Source organism: Amycolatopsis sp. NPDC004079, from assembly GCF_040610415.1.
Lineage (GTDB): Bacteria > Actinomycetota > Actinomycetes > Mycobacteriales > Pseudonocardiaceae > Amycolatopsis > Amycolatopsis halotolerans.
In genome coordinates, this window is the sequence record NZ_JBEXMH010000109.1 from 1 (window position 1) to 20,728 (window position 20,728).

General features: G+C 70.9%; 20 protein-coding genes. 2 read left to right on the plus strand and 18 right to left on the minus strand.

Features of this window, described 5'->3' with window-relative positions; translation table 11 throughout:
• Positions 1-277: 277 nt before the first annotated feature.
• The 12 genes from metK to pyrR all read right to left on the minus strand — a co-directional run bounded on the left by metK (position 278) and on the right by pyrR (position 12,805).
• On the minus strand, positions 278-1,480 hold the full coding sequence (gene metK, locus ABZX37_RS46795; RefSeq protein ID WP_043838399.1) for a methionine adenosyltransferase: 1,203 nt from the start codon (positions 1,478-1,480) through the stop codon (positions 278-280).
• Between the two features lie 89 nt (positions 1,481-1,569).
• The gene (gene coaBC / locus ABZX37_RS46800; protein ID WP_354750807.1) at positions 1,570-2,802 is read right to left on the minus strand and encodes a bifunctional phosphopantothenoylcysteine decarboxylase/phosphopantothenate--cysteine ligase CoaBC; all 1,233 of its coding nucleotides are present in this window, start codon (positions 2,800-2,802) and stop codon (positions 1,570-1,572) included.
• Positions 2,795-3,064 carry a DNA-directed RNA polymerase subunit omega gene (rpoZ, locus tag ABZX37_RS46805; protein WP_020658117.1) on the minus strand — a complete coding sequence of 90 codons (270 nt, stop codon included), beginning with the start codon at positions 3,062-3,064 and terminating at the stop codon, positions 2,795-2,797. Before rpoZ ends, coaBC begins: the two co-directional genes overlap by 8 nt.
• Positions 3,061-3,732, minus strand: a complete 672-nt coding sequence (gene gmk, locus ABZX37_RS46810; protein ID WP_354750808.1) for a guanylate kinase — start codon at positions 3,730-3,732, stop codon at positions 3,061-3,063. Before gmk ends, rpoZ begins: the two co-directional genes overlap by 4 nt.
• The gene (mihF, locus tag ABZX37_RS46815; RefSeq protein ID WP_003096398.1) at positions 3,729-4,046 is read right to left on the minus strand and encodes an integration host factor, actinobacterial type; all 318 of its coding nucleotides are present in this window, start codon (positions 4,044-4,046) and stop codon (positions 3,729-3,731) included. Before mihF ends, gmk begins: the two co-directional genes overlap by 4 nt.
• A 107-nt stretch (positions 4,047-4,153) precedes the next feature.
• On the minus strand, positions 4,154-4,996 hold the full coding sequence (pyrF, locus tag ABZX37_RS46820; RefSeq protein WP_354750809.1) for an orotidine-5'-phosphate decarboxylase: 843 nt from the start codon (positions 4,994-4,996) through the stop codon (positions 4,154-4,156).
• Complete coding sequence (gene carB / locus ABZX37_RS46825; protein ID WP_354750810.1) at positions 4,993-8,310, minus strand: carbamoyl-phosphate synthase large subunit; 3,318 nt, start codon at positions 8,308-8,310, stop codon at positions 4,993-4,995. Before carB ends, pyrF begins: the two co-directional genes overlap by 4 nt.
• A complete protein-coding gene (gene carA, locus ABZX37_RS46830; RefSeq protein ID WP_354750811.1) occupies positions 8,310-9,437 on the minus strand; it encodes a glutamine-hydrolyzing carbamoyl-phosphate synthase small subunit in 1,128 nt (375 codons plus the stop codon). The genes carB and carA overlap by 1 nt, the downstream gene beginning before the upstream one ends.
• Entirely contained in the window at positions 9,434-9,997 is a 564-nt protein-coding gene (locus ABZX37_RS46835; protein ID WP_354750812.1) for a transporter, read from the minus strand. Before ABZX37_RS46835 ends, carA begins: the two co-directional genes overlap by 4 nt.
• On the minus strand, positions 9,997-11,283 hold the full coding sequence (locus ABZX37_RS46840) for a dihydroorotase (RefSeq protein WP_354750813.1): 1,287 nt from the start codon (positions 11,281-11,283) through the stop codon (positions 9,997-9,999). Before ABZX37_RS46840 ends, ABZX37_RS46835 begins: the two co-directional genes overlap by 1 nt.
• The gene (locus ABZX37_RS46845) at positions 11,280-12,212 is read right to left on the minus strand and encodes an aspartate carbamoyltransferase catalytic subunit (protein ID WP_354750814.1); all 933 of its coding nucleotides are present in this window, start codon (positions 12,210-12,212) and stop codon (positions 11,280-11,282) included. The genes ABZX37_RS46840 and ABZX37_RS46845 overlap by 4 nt, the downstream gene beginning before the upstream one ends.
• On the minus strand, positions 12,209-12,805 hold the full coding sequence (pyrR, locus tag ABZX37_RS46850) for a bifunctional pyr operon transcriptional regulator/uracil phosphoribosyltransferase PyrR (protein ID WP_116203800.1): 597 nt from the start codon (positions 12,803-12,805) through the stop codon (positions 12,209-12,211). Before pyrR ends, ABZX37_RS46845 begins: the two co-directional genes overlap by 4 nt.
• A gap of 260 nt (positions 12,806-13,065) precedes the next feature.
• Here pyrR and ABZX37_RS46855 point away from each other — a divergent pair, with 260 nt between their 5' ends.
• The gene (locus tag ABZX37_RS46855) at positions 13,066-13,554 is read left to right on the plus strand and encodes a helix-turn-helix domain-containing protein (RefSeq protein WP_003096372.1); all 489 of its coding nucleotides are present in this window, start codon (positions 13,066-13,068) and stop codon (positions 13,552-13,554) included.
• A gap of 964 nt (positions 13,555-14,518) precedes the next feature.
• Here ABZX37_RS46855 and nusB read toward each other — a convergent pair.
• Genes nusB through ABZX37_RS46870 form a run of 3 tightly spaced genes read right to left on the minus strand, consistent with a single transcriptional unit; the run spans position 14,519 to position 16,681 of the window.
• Positions 14,519-14,977, minus strand: coding sequence for a transcription antitermination factor NusB (gene nusB, locus ABZX37_RS46860; protein WP_354750815.1), 459 nt, complete (start codon positions 14,975-14,977; stop codon positions 14,519-14,521).
• The gene (gene efp, locus ABZX37_RS46865) at positions 14,977-15,540 is read right to left on the minus strand and encodes an elongation factor P (RefSeq protein WP_354750816.1); all 564 of its coding nucleotides are present in this window, start codon (positions 15,538-15,540) and stop codon (positions 14,977-14,979) included. Before efp ends, nusB begins: the two co-directional genes overlap by 1 nt.
• A gap of 43 nt (positions 15,541-15,583) precedes the next feature.
• A complete protein-coding gene (locus ABZX37_RS46870; RefSeq protein ID WP_354750817.1) occupies positions 15,584-16,681 on the minus strand; it encodes an aminopeptidase P family protein in 1,098 nt (365 codons plus the stop codon).
• A 94-nt stretch (positions 16,682-16,775) separates the two neighbouring features.
• Here ABZX37_RS46870 and ABZX37_RS46875 point away from each other — a divergent pair, with 94 nt between their 5' ends.
• Positions 16,776-17,381, plus strand: coding sequence for a B-4DMT family transporter (locus ABZX37_RS46875; protein WP_354750818.1), 606 nt, complete (start codon positions 16,776-16,778; stop codon positions 17,379-17,381).
• Here ABZX37_RS46875 and ABZX37_RS46880 read toward each other — a convergent pair.
• From ABZX37_RS46880 to aroB, 3 genes are all read right to left on the minus strand, one after another.
• The gene (locus tag ABZX37_RS46880; RefSeq protein WP_354750821.1) at positions 17,305-18,795 is read right to left on the minus strand and encodes a beta-xylosidase; all 1,491 of its coding nucleotides are present in this window, start codon (positions 18,793-18,795) and stop codon (positions 17,305-17,307) included. The two genes, ABZX37_RS46875 and ABZX37_RS46880, sit on opposite strands and share 77 nt — an antisense overlap.
• A gap of 256 nt (positions 18,796-19,051) precedes the next feature.
• Positions 19,052-19,483 (minus strand): type II 3-dehydroquinate dehydratase, encoded by a 432-nt coding sequence (gene aroQ, locus ABZX37_RS46885; protein WP_354750819.1) that lies wholly within the window; start codon positions 19,481-19,483, stop codon positions 19,052-19,054.
• Entirely contained in the window at positions 19,480-20,595 is a 1,116-nt protein-coding gene (gene aroB / locus ABZX37_RS46890; protein WP_354750820.1) for a 3-dehydroquinate synthase, read from the minus strand. The genes aroQ and aroB overlap by 4 nt, the downstream gene beginning before the upstream one ends.
• Positions 20,596-20,728: the final 133 nt, after the last annotated feature.

Below are 20,728 nucleotides of genomic sequence, written 5' to 3' on the forward strand. Positions count from 1 at the left end.
CTGAGTGCGGTCTGCTGCCGAGATGCGGTCAGGGCGGAATCGGAAGCGCGCCCGAACCGCAGAGGAGGCTTCGTATCGGGGTTGGGGCGGGGCCGGGTGCCTCGATGGTTGGGTGCATCGGCTGCGCGGCTGTCCGTGAGGGGAACCCTGAGGGACTCTGAGTCCGTGAGGGTTCCCCTCACGGACTTCGGCCTAGCCGCCTCGCCCGAAAGCCGTGAAGGGCTCCTTGAGGGAACTAGATTCCCTCAAGGAGCCCTTCACGGACCAAGAAAGCGGATCAGGCGCCGGCCAGGGAGCGCAGGGCGTCTGCGCGGGCGGTGCTTTCCCAGGGGAGGTTCAGGTCCGGGCGGCCGAAGTGGCCGTAGGCCGCGGTCGGGGCGTAGATCGGGCGCAGGAGGTCCAGGTCGCGGATGATCGCGGCGGGGCGCAGGTCGAAGACCTCGCTGATGGCCGACTGGATCTTGGTCGGGTCGACCGTTTCGGTGCCGAAGGTCTCGACGAACAGGCCGACGGGGGCGGCCTTGCCGATCGCGTACGCCACCTGCACCTCGACCCGTCCGGCAAGCCCGGCCGCGACCACGTTCTTGGCCACCCAGCGCATCGCGTACGCGGCGGAGCGGTCCACCTTGGACGGGTCCTTGCCGGAGAACGCGCCGCCGCCGTGGCGGGCCATGCCGCCGTAGGTGTCGACGATGATCTTGCGGCCGGTGAGCCCGGCGTCGCCCATCGGGCCGCCGATCACGAAGCGGCCGGTGGGGTTCACCAGGAGGCGGGTGCTGCCGGTGTCGAGGCCCAGTTCGGCCAGCTCCGGCTCCACGACGTGCTTGCGCACGTCGACGCCGAGCATCTGCTCCAGGTCGATCCCGTCCGCGTGCTGGGTGGAGACCACGACGGTGTCGAGCCGCACCGGCTGTTCGCCCGCGTACTCGATGGTGACCTGGGTCTTGCCGTCGGGACGCAGGTACGGCAGAACGCCGTCCTTGCGGACCGCGGTCAGCCGGCGCGAGAGGCGGTGCGCGAGCGCGATCGGGAGCGGCATCAGCTCGGGCGTGTCCGAGCAGGCGTAGCCGAACATCAGGCCCTGGTCGCCCGCGCCCTGGCGGTTGATCTCGTCCTCGTCCGATTCCACGCGCGACTCGTACGCCGTGTCGACGCCCTGGGCGATGTCGGGCGACTGCGACCCGATCGCCACGTTCACGCCGCAGGAGTTGCCGTCGAAGCCCTTGGCCGACGAGTCGTAGCCGATGCGCAGGATGACGTCCCGCACGATGGTGGGGATGTCCGCGTACGCCTCGGTCGTCACCTCGCCCGCGACGTGCACCTGGCCCGTCGTGATCAGGGTCTCGACGGCGACCCGGCTGCGCGGGTCCTTGGTCAGCAGGCCGTCGAGGATCGAGTCGCTGATGGCGTCACAGATCTTGTCGGGGTGGCCCTCAGTCACGGATTCCGACGTGAACAGCCTTTTCGTGGACGCAGACACGACCTCGTCACTTCCCTCGGTCAAGCGGTGGCGCCCCACCGGATTTCAGGCGCTCCTGGCACAGCCCACCCTACCCAGCGGGCCTGTAGCTAGAGTCGACGTTGGATCAACGCTGTTACGGCATCCCACAATGTGGCCGCCAGCCGCGCCTTCGCGCCCTGCGCGATGACCTGCTCAGTGCCGTCCGCGGCGAGCAGCCAGCCCGAATTGTCCTCGGTGCCGAAGGCTTTTCCGTCGCCGACCGCGTTGACCACGAGCAAATCCGCGCCCTTGCGCCGAAGCTTGGCGCGGGCGTGGTCGAGCACACTGCCGTTCTCGTCACCGGTTTCCGCGGCGAAACCCACCACGATCTGCCCGGAACGCCGTTCCCGCACCACTTCGGCGAGGATGTCGGCGTTGCGGTCGAGCGCGATGACCGGGTCCGGGCTGTCGTCGGACTTCTTGATCTTGTGGTCGGCCAGCGTCGCGGGCCGGAAATCCGCGACCGCGGCGGCCATCACGACGACATCCGCGTTTGCCGCGGCGGAATGCACCGCTTTGCGCATTTCTTCCGCGGTGGACACGCGGTGCAGCGTCGCGCCCGCCGGGGCGGGGAGTTCGTCGGTGTGCCCGGCGACCAGCGTGACCTCGGCGCCGCGCTGCGCGGCGACCCGGGCGAGAGCGAAGCCCTGTTTGCCGGACGAGCGGTTGCCGAGGAAGCGGACCGGGTCGAGCGGTTCGCGGGTGCCGCCCGCGGAGATCACCACGCGGAGGCCTTCGAGGTCTCGCGGCAGCGCCTTCGGTTCGGCGAGCAGCAAGCGGGCCAGGTCGACGATCTCGGCCGGGTCGGCGAGCCGTCCCTTGCCGGTGTCGACACCCGTCAACCGGCCCGCCGCGGGTTCGGTGACGACCATGCCGCGCGAGCGCAGCAGCGCCACGTTGTCGCGGGTGGCCGGGTGCTCCCACATCTCGGTGTGCATCGCCGGGAAGAAGGCGACCGGACACCGGGCGGTGAGCAGGGTGTTCGTCAGGAGGTCGTCGGCGAGCCCGTGCGCGGCCTTGGCCAGCAGGTTCGCGGTCGCCGGGACGACCAGCACGAGGTCGGCCTCTTTGCCGACCCGCACGTGCTGCACCTCGGGCACCTCGGTGAAAACCCCGGTGTGCACCGGGTTCCCGGACAGCGCCTCGAAGGTCGCCGCGCCGACGAAGTTCAGCGCGGCCTCGGTGGGCACGACGCGGACGTCGTGCCCGGATTCGGTGAGGCCCCGCAGGACCTCGCACGCCTTGTAGGCGGCGATGCCGCCGCCCACGCCCAGGACGACCCTGGGCTTGGCGTCACTCACCCTCGGTGTGCTCGAGCAGCCCGCCGTGGATCTCGCGCAGCGCGATCGACAGCGGCTTCTCGCGGGGGCCGGGCTCGACCAGCGGGCCGACGTATTCCAGCAGGCCCTCGCCCAGCTGCGCGTAGTAGTCGTTGATCTGCCGGGCCCGCTTGGCCGAGTAGATCACCAGCGCGTACTTCGAGGAGACCTTTTCGAGCAGGTCGTCGATCGGCGGGTTGGTGATGCCTTCGAGCTCTTCCAGCGTCGCCTGTTGCACAGTCACTCGGGGTGCTCCGTATCGTCACATCGAGCGGCGGCAGAATCGCCACCGCCGGTAATCAAGTCTAGCAACCGCCGCGCGGCGACCTCGACGTCGGCGTTCACGACCCGCTCGTCGAACTCCCCCGCCGCGGCCAGTTCGCGTTCCGCCTCCGCCAGCCGGGCGGCCACCGCGGCCTCGGTCTCGGTGCCGCGACCGGTGAGCCTGCCGACCAGTTCTTCCCAGGACGGCGGCATCAGCATGACCAGCCGCGCTTCCGGCATCGCGGCCCGGACCTGCCGGGCGCCCTGGAGTTCGATCTCCAGGACCGCCGGACGGCCGTCGGCCAATGCCTTCTCCACCGGATCGCGCGGCGTGCCGTACCGGTTGCCCGCGAACTCGGCCCATTCCAGCAGCCGGTTCCCGGCCACCATCCGGTCGAATTCGGCGGAATCCACGAAGTGGTAATGGTTTCCGTCGACCTCGCCCGGCCGCGGCGCCCGCGTCGTCACCGAAACGCTGAAGTACAGGTTCGGCTCGAGCAGGCGCAGCTGTCCCACCACACTCGACTTCCCGACGCCGGAAGGGCCGGAGACGACGGTGAGCCGGGGGCGGGAGATGTCTCCTGCCACCGGCTCACTGCCGCGGTCGGCGCCCCGGGTCACCGGGTAGTCCTGACCGACGCCGCTCACTCGCCGCTGAACTCGGCCAGCAGCGCCTTGCGCTGCCGGTCGCCGAGCCCGCGGAGCCTGCGGCTGGGGGCGATCTCCAGTCGTTCCATCGTCTGCTGGGCGCGCACCTTGCCGACGCCGGGGAGCGCCTCGAGCAAGGCCGAAACCTTCATCTTGCCGAGGACTTCGTTCTCCTCGGCCTGCTTCAGCACGTCGACCAGAGTGGTACCGCCCCGCTTCAGCCGCTCCTTCAGCTCAGCACGGATGCGGCGGGCGGCGGCGGCCTTCTCCAGCGCCGCAGCACGCTGTTCCTCTGTCAGCTGGGGAAGTGCCACGTTTTCCTCCGGTAGTTCTCACATCTGGGTGGGTGACGCGACGGTACCCACCCCTGAGCAGGGGCCACAATGCGGGGGTGGCTGGTGGAGCGCGATTCCGGGGCCTGCTATTGGCCTTTTTCGCGCAGTCCCGCCAACCGGCCGTTCACCTCTTGGGCCGCACGGCGTAACGCGCCGGTGTCCGGGCCGTGGCGCAGCAGGTCGCGCGAAGACGCCGGGAGCAGGCCCGGAAGGCCTTCCCCGAAGACTGCCCGCAAATCCGCCTCAGTTGCCCCCTGCGCCCCGAAACCGGGCGCGAGCACCGGTCCGTTGAGCCGGCTCAGGTCGACTTCCCCAGGAGCCACAGTGGCCCCTACGACCACACCGACGTCGCCGTACGGCTCAGCACCCGCATTGTGGTCCGCAGCAGCGTCTACGACGCTCTGAGCGACCGTACGGCCGTCTTCGAGCCGCGCGCGCTGCAACGCGTTCGCTTCCGGGTTGGACGTGCGCGCGAGGACGAAGAGCCCGTTGCCCGCTTCGCGCGCCGCCGCCACAGCCGCGTCCAGCGCGCCGAAGCCGAGGTACGGCGACACCGTGGCCGCGTCGGCGGTGAAAGCCGCCTTCTCGGCCACGTACGCCGCCGTATAGGCCGCCATGGTGGAACCGATGTCGCCGCGCTTCACGTCCAGCAGGACGAGCGCTCCGGCGTCGTGGGCGACGTCCACGACGCGTTCGAGCACCGCCACTCCGACGGACCCGAACGCCTCGAAGAACGCCGACTGCGGCTTCACGATCGCCGCCACCTCGCCCAGCGCCTCCGCGGCGCTGAGCGCGAAGCGTTCGAGCCCGCTCGAGTCGAGCGGCAAGCCCCACGACTCGATCAGACCCGGATGCGGGTCGATCCCGGCGCACAGCGGCCCGCGCGCGGCCACCGCTTCGGCCAGCCGGGCCCCGAACCGCGCGGTCACGACGTCGCCTTCAAGGCCGCCTGGAGGTCCTGCAGGCTGCGCACGCCGATGTCGCCGCGGATAAGCGCTTCGATGCCGTGCACGGCCGCCGCGGCGCCCTGAACCGTGGTGACACAAGGAATATCGCGCGAGACCGCGGCCGTCCGGATTTCGTAACCGTCCACGCGCGGTCCGCTGTTTCCGTACGGCGTGTTGATCACCATGTTGACCTCGCCGGCGAGGATCACGTCGACGATGTTCGGCTCGCCGGTCCCCGGGTCCGGCTCGGAGTGCTTGCGCACGACCGAACAGGCAACCCCGTTGCGCCGCAACACTTCCGCGGTGCCGGAGGTGGCGAGGATTTCGAAGCCGAGGTCGGCCAGCCGCTTCACCGGGAAGACGAGCGAGCGCTTGTCGCGGTTGGCGACGGAGACGAAAACCCGGCCCGAGGTGGGAAGGGATCCGTAGGCGCCGCTCTGCGATTTCGCGAATGCTTTCCCGAAGGAGGTGTCGACGCCCATGACCTCGCCGGTGGATTTCATTTCCGGGCCGAGCAGCGAGTCGACGCCGTGTCCTTCCGGCGTGCGGAACCGGTGGAAGGGCAGCACTGCCTCCTTGACCGCGACCGGGGAATCGGCGGGCATCCGGCCGCCGTCGCCCTCGGCGGGCAGGACGCCGGAGGCGCGCAGGTCCTTGATCGTCGAGCCGGTCATCACCAGCGCCGCGGCCTTCGCCAGCGGGACGGCGGTGGCCTTGGAGACGAACGGGACGGTGCGCGAGGCGCGCGGGTTGGCCTCCAGGACGTAGAGCACGTCGTCCTTGAGCGCGTACTGCACGTTGAGCAGGCCGCGGACGCCGACGCCGCGCGCGATGGCCTCGGTGGAGCGGCGGACCGCGTCGAGGTCCTGCGCGCCGAGGGTGATCGGCGGCAGGGCGCAGGAGGAGTCGCCGGAGTGGATCCCGGCCTCCTCGATGTGCTCCATGACGCCGCCGAGGTAGAGGTCCTCGCCGTCGAACAGCGCGTCGACGTCGATCTCGATGGCGTCGTCGAGGAACCGGTCCACCAGCACCGGGTGCTCCGGGGTGACCTCGGTGGCGCGGCGGATGTAGCCGGCGAGGGTCTCCTCGTCGTAGACGATCTCCATGCCGCGCCCGCCCAGCACGTAGGAGGGGCGGACCAGCACCGGGTAGCCGATCTCGTCGGCGATCCGCTTCGCGCCCTCGAACGAGGTCGCCGTGCCGTACTTCGGCGCGGGCAGCCCGGCCTCGGTCAGCACGTCGCCGAACGCGCCGCGGTCCTCGGCCAGGTCGATCGCCTCCGGCGGCGTCCCGACGACCGGGACCCCGGCGTCGGCCAGCCGCTGCGCGAGCCCGAGCGGGGTCTGCCCGCCCAGCTGCACGATTACGCCGGCGACGGTGCCGGACTGCTGCTCGGCGTGCACGACCTCCAGCACGTCCTCGAACGACAGCGGCTCGAAGTACAGCCGGTCGCTCGTGTCGTAGTCCGTGGACACGGTTTCCGGGTTGCAGTTGACCATCACGGCCTCGAACCCGGCCTCGCGCAACGCGATCGCCGCGTGCACGCAGGAGTAGTCGAACTCGATGCCCTGCCCGATCCGGTTCGGCCCGGAGCCGAGGATCAGCACCTTCGGCTTGTCGCCCTGTGCCGCGACCTCGGAGACGGCCGCGGGGTCGGTCTCGTAGGCCGAGTAGTGGTACGGCGTCTTCGCCGCGAACTCCGCCGCGCAGGTGTCGACCGTCTTGAACACCGGCCGCACGCCCAGCCGGTGCCGCAGCGCCCGCACGCCGTCCTCGCCCGCGAGCTCGGGGCGCAGCGCGGCGATCTGGCGGTCCGAAAGGCCGGTGCGCTTCGCCCGCCGCAGCAGGTCGCCGTCGAGCACCGGTGCGTCGCGGACCTCGGCGCCGACCTCGCCGATCAGCGCGATCTGGTCGATGAACCACGGGTCGATGCCGGAGGCCTCGTGCACCTGCTCGACGGTCGCGCCGAGCCGCAGCGCCAGTTCCACCTCGTAGAGGCGGCCTTCGTGCGGCGTGCGCAGCGAGTCCAAAGTAGACTCGGCAGTCGCGCCCTCGGGGTCGGGCAGCGTCCAGAACCCGGTCGCCTTCGTCTCGATCGACCGCATCGCCTTCCCGAGGGCTTCGGGGAAACTGCGGCCGAACGACATCGCCTCGCCGACGCTCTTCATCGTCGTGGTCAGCGTGGGGTCCGCGCCGGGGAACTTCTCGAACGCGAACCGCGGCACCTTCACCACGACGTAGTCCAGCGTCGGCTCGAACGCCGCCGGGGTCTCGCCGGTGATGTCGTTGCGGATCTCGTCGAGGGTGTAGCCGATGGCCAGCTTCGCCGCGATCTTCGCGATGGGGAAACCGGTCGCCTTCGACGCCAGCGCGGACGAGCGGGACACGCGCGGGTTCATCTCGATCACGACCATCCGGCCGTCGGCCGGGTTGAACGCGAACTGGATGTTGCAGCCGCCGGTGTCCACGCCGACCTCGCGCAGCACCGCGATGCCGACGTCGCGCATGACCTGGAACTCGCGGTCGGTCAGCGTCATCGTCGGCGCGACGGTGACCGAGTCGCCGGTGTGCACGCCCATCGCGTCCACGTTCTCGATCGAGCACACGACCACGACGTTGTCGTGCTTGTCGCGCATCAGCTCGAGCTCGTACTCCTTCCAGCCGAGCACGCTCTCCTCGATCAGCACCTCGGTGACCGGGGACTCGGTGAGCCCGGTCGAGGCCAGCCGCTCCAGGTCCTCGGGCGTGTGCGCCATGCCCGAGCCGAGGCCGCCCATCGTGAACGACGGCCGGATGACCACCGGCAGGCCCAGTTCCTCGACCGTGGACCGGACCTCGTCCATGTCGTGGCACACCCGCGAGCGCGGCACGTCCGCGCCGATCGTGCGCACGATGTCCTTGAACTTCTGCCGGTCCTCGCCGCGCTGGATGGCGTCGATGTCCGCGCCGATCAGCTCCACGCCGTACTTCTCCAGCACGCCGCGCTCGTGCAGCGCCACCGCGCAGTTCAGCGCGGTCTGCCCGCCCAGCGTCGCCAGGATCGCGTCCGGGCGCTCGGCGGCGATGACCTTCTCCACGAAGTCCGGCGTCACCGGCTCGATGTAGGTCGCGTCCGCGAACTCCGGATCCGTCATGATCGTCGCCGGGTTCGAGTTCACCAGGGACACGCGCAGGCCCTCGCTGCGCAGCACCCGGCAGGCCTGCGTGCCCGAGTAGTCGAACTCGGCCGCCTGCCCGATCACGATCGGCCCGGAGCCGATCACCAGCACGTGCTGGATGTCCGTCCTCTTCGGCATCAGGCCTTCTTCTCCATCAAGTCAACGAATTCATCGAACAGCGGCGCGGCGTCGTGCGGACCCGCTGCCGCTTCGGGGTGGTACTGCACGGAAAACGCGGGCACGTCGAACGCTCGCACGCCTTCGACGGTGTCGTCGTTCGGGCAGTAGTGGCTGATCTGCGCGGCCCCGTAAGGGGAATCGAACCGCTGACCCGGCTCGCCTTCGAGGGCGAAACCGTGGTTCTGCGCGGTGATCGCGACCCGGCCGGTCGCCACGTCGATCACCGGGATGTTGATGCCCCGGTGCCCGTAGCGCATCTTGTAGGTGCCCAAACCCAAGGCGCGGCCGAGGATCTGGTTGCCGAAACAAATCCCGAACAGCGGAATCCGCTGCTCCAGAACGGTTTTCGTCAACGCGGTCGCGTGCGCGGTGGTCGCCGGGTCGCCGGGACCGTTGGACAGGAACACCCCGTCCGGCTCCAGCGCCAGCAGCTCCTCCGCGCTCGTGCTCGACGGCAGCACGTGCACCTCGATGCCCCGCTGCGTCATCAGCCGCGGCGTGTTCGACTTGATCCCCAGGTCCAGCGCCGCGACCCGGAACCGCCGTTCGCCCTGCGCCGCAACGACATACGGGGAGTCCGTGGAGACCTCGCCCGCGAGATCCGCGCCCTTCATCGGCGGGCTCGCCAGCACCTCCGCGACCATCTGCTCGTCGCTGCCCAGCGCGTCGCCGGAGAACACGCCCGCGCGCATCGCGCCCTGCTCGCGCAGATGCCGCGTCAGCGTCCGGGTGTCCACCTCGGAAATCCCGACCACGCCCTGGCGCACCAGTTCGTCGTCCAGCGTGCGCTTCGCCCGCCAGCTCGACGGCGTGCGCGCGGGATCCCGCACGACGTAACCGGAAACCCAGATCCGGGCCGATTCGTCGTCCTCGTCGTTCCAGCCCGTGTTGCCGATCTGCGGCGCGGTCTGCACCACGATCTGCCGGTGGTACGACGGGTCGGTCAGCGTTTCCTGGTACCCCGTCATGCCGGTGCAGAACACCGCCTCGCCGAGCGTACGCCCGCGCGCGCCGTACGCCGCGCCGCGGAACACCCGGCCGTCTTCGAGAACCAGGGCGGCGGGGCCGCGAGTGCCGGTGCTCACTGGGCACCTCCCTTGATGTCGTGATCTGTGTCTTTCGGGGGACGGACCCCCGAACCCCCGGCGGGGGCACTGCCCCCGAGCCCCGGGGAAAGCTCTTCGATCCATTGTGGATAGTCGTCTAAGTCGTCGCCGCGGAACCCGGTGTCCAGCTCGACGTCGCCGAGCCGCCAGGTGATCACCAGCAGCACGTCGGTGCCGGTGACCTTCCCCGCGAGCCGGGAGTCGCGGCGGATCCCGGTGATCGAGGCGCGCGGGATCCAGAAGTCCGGCAGCCCGCCGCGTTCCACGGCCACCCCGTCCGGGTGCAGCCGCCAGACCGCGCCGGACCGCGGGCCCGCGCCTCGCGTGACGACGCGGTCCTGCCAGTTGCCCGCGGTCGTGGTGCCCACGCACACGCCGACGGATTCCAGCTGGAACTCGCCGGGCTCGGCCGGGATCTCCGGGAACGGCGCGATCCGCGCGCTCTGCGAACGCGCCTTGCGCCGCCAGCCCATCCACATGCCCCACAGGCACAGCAGGAAGAAGACGACGATCCCCAGCGTCAGCAGCAGCCGCTCCATCAGCAGATCTTCCCCTCGCGCGCGGTGATCCGCCCGCGCAGCAGGGTCGCCGTCACCACGCCGGGCAACCGCATTCCCTCGTACGGGGTGTTGGCGGCGATGCTGGCCAGTTCGGCCCCGCGCACGGTCCACTCGGCGTCTGGGTCGACCAGCGTCAGGTTCGCCGGTTCGCCCGCTTCGATCGGACGGCCGTGCCCGGCCAGGTTCCCGACCTCCGCGGGCCGCTCGCTCATGACGCGGGCGACGCCGCGCCAGTCGAGCAGGCCGGTCTTGACCATCGTCTCGGCGACCACCGACAGCGCGGTCTGCAGGCCGAGCATGCCGGGCCGGGCGGCGGCCCATTCGGTGTCCTTGTCCTGCGGGGCGTGCGGCGCGTGGTCGGTCGCGACGCAGTCCACGACACCCTCGGCCAGCGCGGCGCGCAGCTTCTCCGCGTCGCCGCCGGTGCGCAGCGGCGGGTTGACCTTGTTGACCGGGTCGTAGGTCTCCAGCCGGTCGTCGGTCAGCAGCAGGTGGTGCGGCGTGACCTCGGCCGACACCTTCGTGCCGCGTTCCTTCGCCCAGCGCAGGACGTCGACCGTGCCCGCGGTGGAGACGTGGCAGACGTGCAGCCGCGCGTTCGCGTGCAGCGCCAGCAGGCAGTCGCGCGCGACGATCGACTCCTCCGCCGACGCCGGCCAGCCCGGGTAACCCAGGCGCGAAGCCTGCTCGCCCTCGTGCGCCTGCGCGCCGACGGTGAGCCGCGGTTCCTCGGCGTGCTGGGCGATCACCGCGTCGAGCGCGGTCGAATACTCCAGCGCGCGGCGCATCAGCAGCGGATCCGCGACGCAGACGCCGTCGTCGGAGAAAACCCGCACGGCCGCGGTGCCCTTGGCCATCGTGCCCAGCTCGGCGAGCTTCTCGCCCTTGAGCCCGACGGTGACCGCGCCGACCGGGTGGACGTCGACCAGGCCGACTTCCTGCCCGCGCCGCCACACGTGGTCGGTGACGAGCGAGTTGTCGGCGACCGGATCGGTGTTGGCCATGGCGAACACGGCGGTGTAGCCGCCCAGCGCGGCCGCAGCGGAACCGCTGTCGATGGTCTCGGTGTCTTCACGGCCCGGCTCGCGCAGGTGCGTGTGCAGGTCGACGAATCCGGGCAGCAGGACCTGGCCCTTGGCGTCGAGCACCTCGGCGCCCTCGGGAACGCTCACCGCGCCGATGGCGGCGATCACGCCGTCCTCGATCAGGACGTCCACCGGCTCGCCCTCGCCGTACGGGCGGGCACCCTTGATCACGATGCTCACGCGGCAGCTCCTTCACTGGCCAGGAGGTGGTAGAGGACCGCCATGCGCACGTGGACGCCGTTGCGGACCTGTTCGGTAATGGCTGAGGAGGGGGAATCCGCGACCGCGGAGGCGATCTCCATGCCGCGCAGCATCGGGCCGGGGTGCAGCACCACGGCGTGCTCCGGCAGCAGCGACTGGCGGCGCGCGGAGAGCCCGTAGGAGATCGAATATTCGCGCGCCGACGGGAAAAAGCCCCCGTGCATGCGTTCGGCCTGGACGCGCAGCATCATCACCGCGTCGACCGCGGGCAGCTCGGCATCGAGGTCGTGCGACACCGTGACCGGCAGCTTCTCGACACCGACCGGCAGCAGCGTCGGCGGCGCGACGAGCACCACCTCCGCGCCGAGAGTGCTGAGCAGGTGGATGTTCGACCGCGCGACCCGGCTGTGCAGGACGTCGCCGACGATCGCGATCCGCCGGTCCTTCAGCGAACCGAGGCGCTCGCGCAAGGTCGCCGCGTCCAGCAGCGCCTGGGTCGGGTGCTCGTGGGTGCCGTCGCCCGCGTTGACCACCGCGGTGCCCGGACCGGCGAGCCAGCCGGACAGCCGGTGCGCGGCGCCCGAAGCGGGGTGCCGGATGATCACGCAGTCGGCGCCCGCGGCGGCCAGGGTGAGCGCGGTGTCCCGCAGGGATTCGCCCTTGTTCACCGAGGAGCTGGACGCCGAGACGTTGATCACGTCCGCGCTCATCCACTTCCCGGCGATCTCGAACGACACCCGGGTGCGCGTGGAGTTTTCGTAGAACAGCGTGATGACGGTGCGGCCGCGCAGCGTCGGCAGCTTCTTCACCTCGCGGCCGAGCAGCGTGTGCTTCAGCTCGTCGGCGGTGTCGAGCACGGCGGTCGCGGTGTCCGCGTCGAGCCCGTCGGTGGCGAGCAGGTGCTTCACCGGGTTTCTCCTTCCGGCGCGCGCAGCAGCACCGCGTCCCGGCCGTCGGTTTCGGACAACAGCACGGAGACGCCCTCGGCGCGCGCGGTGGGCACGTTCTTGCCGACGTAGTCGGCGCGGATCGGCAGCTCGCGGTGGCCGCGGTCGACGAGCACGGCGAGCTGGACGGCACGCGGGCGGCCGTGGTCGCGCAAGGCGTCGAGGGCGGCGCGGATGGTGCGGCCGGAGAACAGGACGTCGTCGACGAGGATGACGACCCGGTTGTCGATCCCGCCCGGCGGCAGCTGCGTCTGCTCGAGAGCACGCGGCGGACGGCGGCGGAGATCGTCGCGGTAGAGGGTGATGTCGAGGGCGCCGTGCGGCGGCGCGACCCCGGCGAATTCGCCGATCTTCCCGGCGAGGCGCGCGGCCAGCGGAGTGCCGCGCGTGGGGATGCCGAGCAGCACCGGGTACTGCTCGGGCGGACCGGCTCCGAGAGCGGTCTTCTCGATGACCTGGTGGGCCATCCTCGCGATCGTGCGCGCGACATCACCGGCGGACAGCAGCTCGCGCTCTCCCGCCGGCTCCGCCGCGCCACGCGGACGTGACGACAAGGCGGACCTCCTTCCCCGCCTCTCTGGACGGGTCCTTAAAGGACGTCGGCAACCGGCTGCTGCCGGAAACCGCACCGACAGTAGCAGGACCGGTCAATCAGTCTTCCGGGTGGTACGCGCACGGCCGCCACCTGCACGGACCGACCTACTGCTTGACCTGGTGACAACTATGCGTAACCATTACTCTGAGTATTCGACTCGAGGAGTCCCCGGCCCGGTCCTCCCGGCCGGCGCGGGGTGAGGAAACGGAGAACCACCAGATGGGCGATTACGCCAAGGCGCTCGGGGCCAAGCTCCGCGGGATCCGCCAGCAGCAGGGCCTGTCCCTGCACGGGGTCGAGCAGAAGTCCGGCGGACGCTGGAAGGCCGTCGTGGTCGGCTCGTACGAGCGCGGCGACCGGGCGGTCACCGTCCAGAAGCTGGCCGAACTGGCGGACTTCTACGGCGTGCCGGTGGTCGAACTGCTGCCGGAGGGCCGCGTCCCGTCCGGGGCCGAGCCCGCCACGAAGATCGTGATCAACCTGGAGCGGCTCCAGCAGCTCCCCGCGGAGAAGGTCGGCCCGCTCGCCCGGTACGCGGCCACCATCCAGAGCCAGCGCGGCGACTACAACGGCAAGGTGCTCTCCATCCGCACCGAGGACCTGCGCTCGCTCGCCATCATCTACGACATGACCCCCGGCGAGCTCACCGAGCAGCTCATCGACTGGGGCGTCCTCCCGCCGGAAGCCCGGCCGTCCAAAGAGGACTGAGGACCGATGGCGGCAGCGGCCGTGCACGACGCGGCGGGCTTCCCGCACCCGGGGAACCGGGAACGCCCGCCGCGCTTCGGGTAGGGCCGGGGCTGCCGAAATCCTGTTCCGGACCTGCCGAAGACCCAGTTCCGGAGCTGCTGCTGTGCCGGTTCCGGGGCCGTCGGAAGCTCGGTCCGGAGCTGCTGAAGCGCCGGTTCCGGAGCCGCCGAAGGCCCGGTCCGGAGATGCCGAAGTCCTGGTTCCGGAGATGCCAAAAGTCCGGTTCTGGAGCCGAAATCCCGGTTCCGGAGCTGCCGAAGCCCCGATTCTTCCGCCGTGCTCGACCGGGTTGACCTCGGGTGATCCGAGTCGATCCCGACCGCGGTCGCGCTGACGCGCCCGTTCGCCGCGCGGCGGACCCGTCTGAATTTCTCCGCTTTCCCGCTGGGAACCGGATCCGTCCGAGTCCCGACACGTTTTCCGCTCCGAGACGCGCCTCCAGAAACGTTTTCCTCGCCCCGGCCGCTCCTCCGCTCCGGAATTCTGGTTTCCGGACGAATTCCCTGACGCGGCTTGCAGTTCGGCTTCGAACGCCGACTCACCTCCGCGACCGCTCACCTCGCGCGGCGCGAAAAATTGGTGCTGCTTAGCGGTTTCCGCGGTTTCATGCCGCGATTCCCGTCGCACGGCGCGGATTTCCCGGTCGGCCGCTGGTCCGCCGTCCGTGCCGGGCGACTGCTCACTCACCGCAGCGGATCCCGAAGACGACGGCCCGGAACTCGCCGGATCACCGCGAAAACCGGCCGGGCCGGGCCGCCGCGAATGGCGCCCGCCGACCGGTTCTGATTCCGCTCGGTGATCAATTTTCGCCGGGACGCCCCTCGTGCCGGCCGCCGCGGCCCGGCGTGACCCGATCAGGCAGCGGCCATTCAGGTGGCCGCTTTCCCCCAGCCGGGTTACCTCTGACTACCGGGCCGCCGGACTACAGCACCGCGCGCAGGCGGTCTGCGATCGTGCCGATGCGGCCGAGGACGCCGTTGATGAACCTCGGCGAGTCGTCCGTCGAAAGTTCCTTCGCGAGGCCGACCGCCTCGTCGATCGCGACCGCGTCGGGGACGTCGGCCGCCCACAGCATCTCGTAGACGCCGACGCGCAGGACGGCCAGGTCGACCGGCGGCATCCGCTCGAGGGTCCAGCCCTGCGAGTGCTCCGCCAGGAGTTCGTCGATCCGCTCGCGGTGGGCCGTGACGCCCTCCACGACGGTGATCGTGTAGTCCGCGACCGGGTCGACCTCGACCGCGCCGACGCGGTCGGCCAGCAGCGTGACCGCGTCGGCGGACCGCTGGGCGGCCTCGTAGAGCATCTCGACCGCGCGCCTGCGGGCCTGCCGCCTGCTGATCGCGCCGCCGCGGTTCGGGTGCGGGGGGAGCTTGTCCGCCATCAGCTGGAGACGCGGCCGAGGTAACGGCCGTCGCGGGTGTCGACCTTGATCTTCTCGCCGGTCGAGAGGAACAGCGGGACCTGGATCTCCGCACCGGTCTCGAGCGTCGCGGGCTTGGTGCCGCCGGTGGAGCGGTCGCCCTGCAGGCCCGGGTCGGTGTGCTGGACGAGGATCTCGACCGAGGTCGGCAGCTCGACGTACAGCGGCTCGCTCTCGTGCACCGCGACCTGGACCTCGGTGTTCTCGAGCATGTAGTTCGCGTTGTCGCCGACGGTCTCGGCCGGCACCGTGATCTGGTCGTAGGTGTCGCCGTCCATGAAGACGAAATCCGCGCCGTCCTTGTACAGGTACGTCATGTTCCGGCGGTCCACCGTCGCCGTCTCGACCTTCGTGCCCGCGTTGAAGGTCTTGTCGACGACCTTGCCGGTCAGCACGTGCTTGAGGGTGGTGCGCACGAACGCGCCGCCCTTGCCCGGCTTGACGTGCTGGAACGCGGTGACGCTCCACAGCTGGCCGTCCAGCTTGAGGACGAGTCCGTTCTTCAGGTCGTTGGTGGTGGCCACGAGTCTTCAGGTCTCCTGTGTTCGATCTCTTCGGCCGCGGCCGTCAGACGGCCACGAGGTCCTTGGTGCTCAGGGTGAGGAGTTCGGGTCCGGAGTCCCGCACGACGAGCGTGTCCTCGATGCGCACGCCACCGCGCCCCGCGAGGTACACGCCGGGCTCGACGGTGACCGCCATACCGGCGGACAGTGTACCGACGCCCGCCGCGGCCAGGCTCGGTGCCTCATGCACTTCCAGCCCGACGCCGTGGCCGAGACCGTGCGCGAACTGCTCGCCGTACCCCGCGTCGGCGATCACCGACCGCGCCGCGGCGTCCACTTCGGACACCACAGCGCCGGGGAGGACCGCCTCGCAGCCCGCCGCCTGCGCGCGGTGCACCAGGTCGTAGATCTCGCGCTGCCAGTCCGCGGGCTCGCCGATGACGACCATGCGGGTCATGTCCGAGTGGTAGCCGTCGACCGTGGCCCCGAAGTCGAACTTCACGAAGTCGCCGCGGCTCAGCTCGGCCCCGGTCGGCCGGTGGTGCGGGATCGCCGAGTTCGGCCCGGCGGCGACGATGGATTCGAACGAGATCCCGGACGACCCGTGCTCCAGCATCCGGTTCTCCAGGTCGCGGGCCACTTCCAGCTCGGTCCGGCCCGGGCGCACTCCCCCGGCCTCGATCAACCCGGCCAGCGCGCGGTCCGCGGCCGCGCACGCGGCGCGCAGAGCGGCGATCTCGACCTCGTCCTTGACCACCCGCAGCTGCTCGGTCAGCCCCGGCGTGCGGATCAGCTCGACCCGGTCGAAGGGCACCTTGAGGTTCTCGTGCGCCTCGACGCTCACGTGCTGGCTCTCGAACCCGGTCCGGCCGTAGTCCGCGAGCCGGCTGCCCGCGTGCGCCGCGAGCGCACGGGCGCTGGCGCGGTCGAGCACGCGTTCCAGGTCCGGCACCTCCGACTCCGACTGGGTCGTGTAGCGCCCGTCGGTGCAGAACAGGGTCTTCGCGTCGCCGCCGGCGTGCACCAGCAGCGCGGCGTTCGACCCGGTGAACCCGGTCAGGTAGCGGATGTTGAGCAGATCGGTGACCAGCAGCGCGTCGACCCCGTTCTCGTGGAGCAGGGCGGCGAGCGCGGCGCGGCGGCGAGCGTGGATTTCCGGCACGCGACCAGCTTAACCAGCGGCTTCCGGCCGTCGCCCGGCAACGGTTCGAGGACGGCCTACTGGCGGTTGACTTCGGCGCGCCTACACTCCGTCCATGCTGGGTGCCTGGTTGACGCGCGGGCTGGTCATGGCGGTCGTGCACGCCGCCGCGATGACGCTGCTCGCCAAGTGGTCCGTGTTCCACCCGACCGGCCAGACGCTGTTCACGTCGCTCACCATCGCCGTACTGGTCGGTCTGGCGGCGCTGTGGAGCGCGATCGACGGCTGGCGCGGCCTGCGCGACAGAGGGCGCGCGTGGTTCATCGCGTCGCTGGTCGCGGGCGTGTGCTCGGGCATCCTGTACGTGATCGGGCGGGCGATTTTCGTCGACCAGACCGGGGTTTCCGAGCTGGGAGCCGCGCTCACCGGCGGGGCGGCGTTCTCCGCGCTGCTCGTGCTGGTGCCCGCCGGGCTGGGGCTGTTCGTCGGCGGCCGGATCCGGCGTCCGGCGGCGGAGGAAGACTCCTCGGGCTCTTCTGACCAGGAGCCGGACGACGAGGACGAAGACGGCACCGGCAGCCGCTCCGGCGAACTCGAACTGCCGCCGAGCCCGACCCCGCGGGCCGCTCCGAAGCCTTCGCCGGTCAGCCGCCCAGCGGCAAACCGCGGGCGGCGCCGTCCCACTGTTGCGGGTCGATCTCCTGCACCCCGGAACCGTTGAGCGACACGATCGTCGTGTCCGGCAGGCCGTAAAGCTGCCCGTCGAGCACCATGCCGTAGCCGCGGCCGTACGCGTGCACGATGGTCGCGCCGGAGCGCAGACGGGTCTTCACCGGCACCTCCGGCACCTGCGGCAGCGGCCGGTCGACCAGCTCCCCGGCGAGGACCGAGGCGACTGAACGCCGGTCGATCCGGATGCGCTCGCCGCGGCGGTAGAGGTCGATCATGCGGTCCGGGGACGGCATGGCGACGCCGTCGAAGGTCGCGGTGCTGCGCGTCGGGGTCGAGCAGCCGCCCGCGCCTTTCACGTCGAGCCCGAAGTGCTTCAGCCCGCTCGGCGCGCCCGCCGGGCCGATCTCCGTGGCGCGCACGACGTCCAGCGAGACCAGGTCGCACGGATCGCTGACCGAGGTCGGCGCGTGCCCGTCGGGACGGCGGACGAGGCCGGGGCCTTCCTTCCACGCGCCCGGGAGCACGACCGGTTTGTACGGCTGCATCGTGAAATCGCGGTCCCAGAAGGTGATCGTGGTCCCGTCGGCGGTCTCGTGCGCGATGGCGAAGGCGTCGAGCGCGCCGACCCACTCCAGGTCCACGCTGAACGCGTCGACGACGGACCGGGTGCGCGGCGCGGCGGTCGTCGCGGTGGGTTCGAAACCCTTCTCCCCCAACGCTTCCACGCCCTCGCGGAATGCCGGGTCGTGCGCCCGGATGACGAACTGGCCCGCCCCGTTCCAGCCCGCCGCGCGGCCGGTGGTGTCGGTGAACATCAGGTAGTACCAGCCGTCGAGGAAGACCACCGAGGGCTGGCCCGCGCCGTAGACGTTGGCGCGGTGGACGTCGTGGGACGCGCCGAGGATCGGTTTGCCGCCGTTCGACCGGGTCCAGTGGATGCCGTCCGGGCTGGTGGCCATGCCGATCGCGTTGCCGAGCGCGTGATCGCCCGCCGCGCCGGTGTAGTACATGAAGTACGTGCCGCCGACGCGCAACACCGACGGGTCACAGGTGTGCATGCCGTCGAAGTTCCCGGGCGCGCCGGACAAGACCGCGGACGGCGCACCGCCACCCGGTCCGGTGAAGGGTCCGTCGGCCGAGGGACCCTCGGCGTAGAGAATGTCGTCCCCCGGCGGCGGGGCACTGCTGTACTGGCTGCACCACCAGATCCGGGTGCGGCCGTTCTCGACCATCACGGTGGGGCCGTAGTTGTAGGACGCGTCCGCGGCCCCCGCGACGACCACTCCCCCGCTCGCGCGACTGGCCCCAGCGGTGAGCGCGACATCCGCCGCCCGAGGCGGATCCTTCGGAACCTGCGGCGCCCCGCCCGCGATGCCGCCGTGATCGGTGCCCTCCGCTTGCGGCTGGGCCGTCGTCTGGCTGCACCCGGAAACGAGGGATCCGGCGATCAGCAGCGAGAGCAGCTGACGCACGGGTCGCCGACCCCCACGACGAAACGGGTGCATGATCGCCGAGTGTAGCGACAGCGGCACCGGATGGGTGAACCACGTCGCGCATCTGCTGGTCGGGAGGCGGGTTTACCTGGGGCTTGCTTTGCGCTGTTTGCCGCGGCGGGGTCGTTCGCGCCTCGCGACCGGCGAACATGGTGGGTGCGGGGGGGGCGGAAAGCGCGCTGTGCCGCCGAAATCGTTCTGCCGCAGCAGGGCTTTCCTGCCGACGTCAGGCCGAATGCGCAGCGATCCAGCGCAACGCGAGCGCGTAACCGTCCACCCCGAGACCGGCGATCACCCCGGTCGCGATGTCCGAAAGCACGCTGTGGTGCCGGAATTCCTCCCGCTTGTGCACGTTGCTGATGTGCAGCTCGAGCAGCGGCGCGGTGAGCTGGGCGGCGGCGTCGCGGACGGCGATCGAGTAATGCGTCCACGCCCCGGCGTTCAGCACGACCGGCGCGCCCGCGTCGGCTGCCTCGTGCAGCCAGCCGACCATTTCGCCCTCGTGGTCGGTCTGGCGCACCTCGACGTCGAGACCCAGTTCCTCGCCGGTCGCGACGCAGAGTTGCGCGAGGTCGTCGTGCGTGGTGGAGCCGTAGACGGCCGGTTCGCGTTTGCCGAGCCTGCCGAGGTTGGGGCCGTTGAACACGAACGCCTTCACAGCAGCACGCTCCCGCCGTTTCCCGTGGCCTCGGCCGCGATCGCCGAGTACGCGGCGGCGAGCACGGACGGGTCGGGGCCTTCCAGCCTGCCGGGTTTGCCGAGCCCGTCCAGGACGACGAACCGCAGCACGCCGGAGCGGGTTTTCTTGTCGCCCTTCATGCTTTCCAGCAGCTGGGGCAGCGCGTCCGCGTCGTAGGCAGTGGGCAGGCCGATCAGCTTGAGCACGGAGGCGTGCCGGTCGGCGGTGGCGTCGTCGAGGCGTCCGGCCAGGCGGGCCAGTTCCGCGGCGAACACCAGACCGACGCTGACCGCCGCGCCGTGGCGCCAGCGGTAGCGCTCGCGGCGTTCGATGGCGTGGCCGAGGGTGTGGCCGTAGTTGAGGATTTCGCGCAGGTCGGACTCGCGCAGGTCGGCCGCGACGACGTCGGCCTTCACCTGGATCGAGCGGCGGACCAGCTCGGCAAGCACGTCGCCCGCCGGGTCGAGCGCCTGTGCCGGGTCGGCCTCGATCAGCTCGAGGATCCGCGGGTCGGCGATGAAGCCGGTCTTGACGATCTCGGCCATTCCGGCGATGAGTTCGTTGCGCGGCAAGGATTCCAGCGTCGCGAGGTCGACCAGGACGGCGGACGGCTCGTGGAAGACGCCGACGAGGTTCTTGCCCGCTTCGGTGTTGATCCCGGTCTTCCCGCCGACCGCCGCGTCGACCATGCCGAGCAGCGTCGTCGGCACGTTCACCAGCCGGACGCCGCGCATCCAGGTGCCCGCGACGAACCCGGCGAGGTCGGTGACCGCCCCGCCGCCGAGCGCGACGACCACGCCGCGCCGGTCCAGCCCGATCCGGCCGAGGACTTCCCAGCAGAAACTGGCGACGGAGAACGCTTTGCCGTCCTCGGCGTCGGGAATCTCGACGCGGTGCGCGTCGAGCCCGGCCGCGGCCAGCTCGTCGCGGACGGCCTCGGCGGTGGCGGTGAGCGTCGGCGGGTGGATCAGCGCGACCTTCGACGCGTCGGCGAGCTGCTCGGTGAGTTCGCCGAGCAGGCCGCGGCCCACGAGCACGTCGTACGGCTGCGCGGTGGCGACCCGGATCCGGACGGGCTGGGTGGCGGACACGGGTTCTCCTCACTGCTCCCGGGCCCGGTGGTCCTGGAGCGGGGTTTGCGGTCCGTGAGGGGAACCCTGAGGGACTCAGAGTCCCTCAGGGTTAACCAAAACGACATTATGGGGGGGGGGGGGAGAAAGGGAG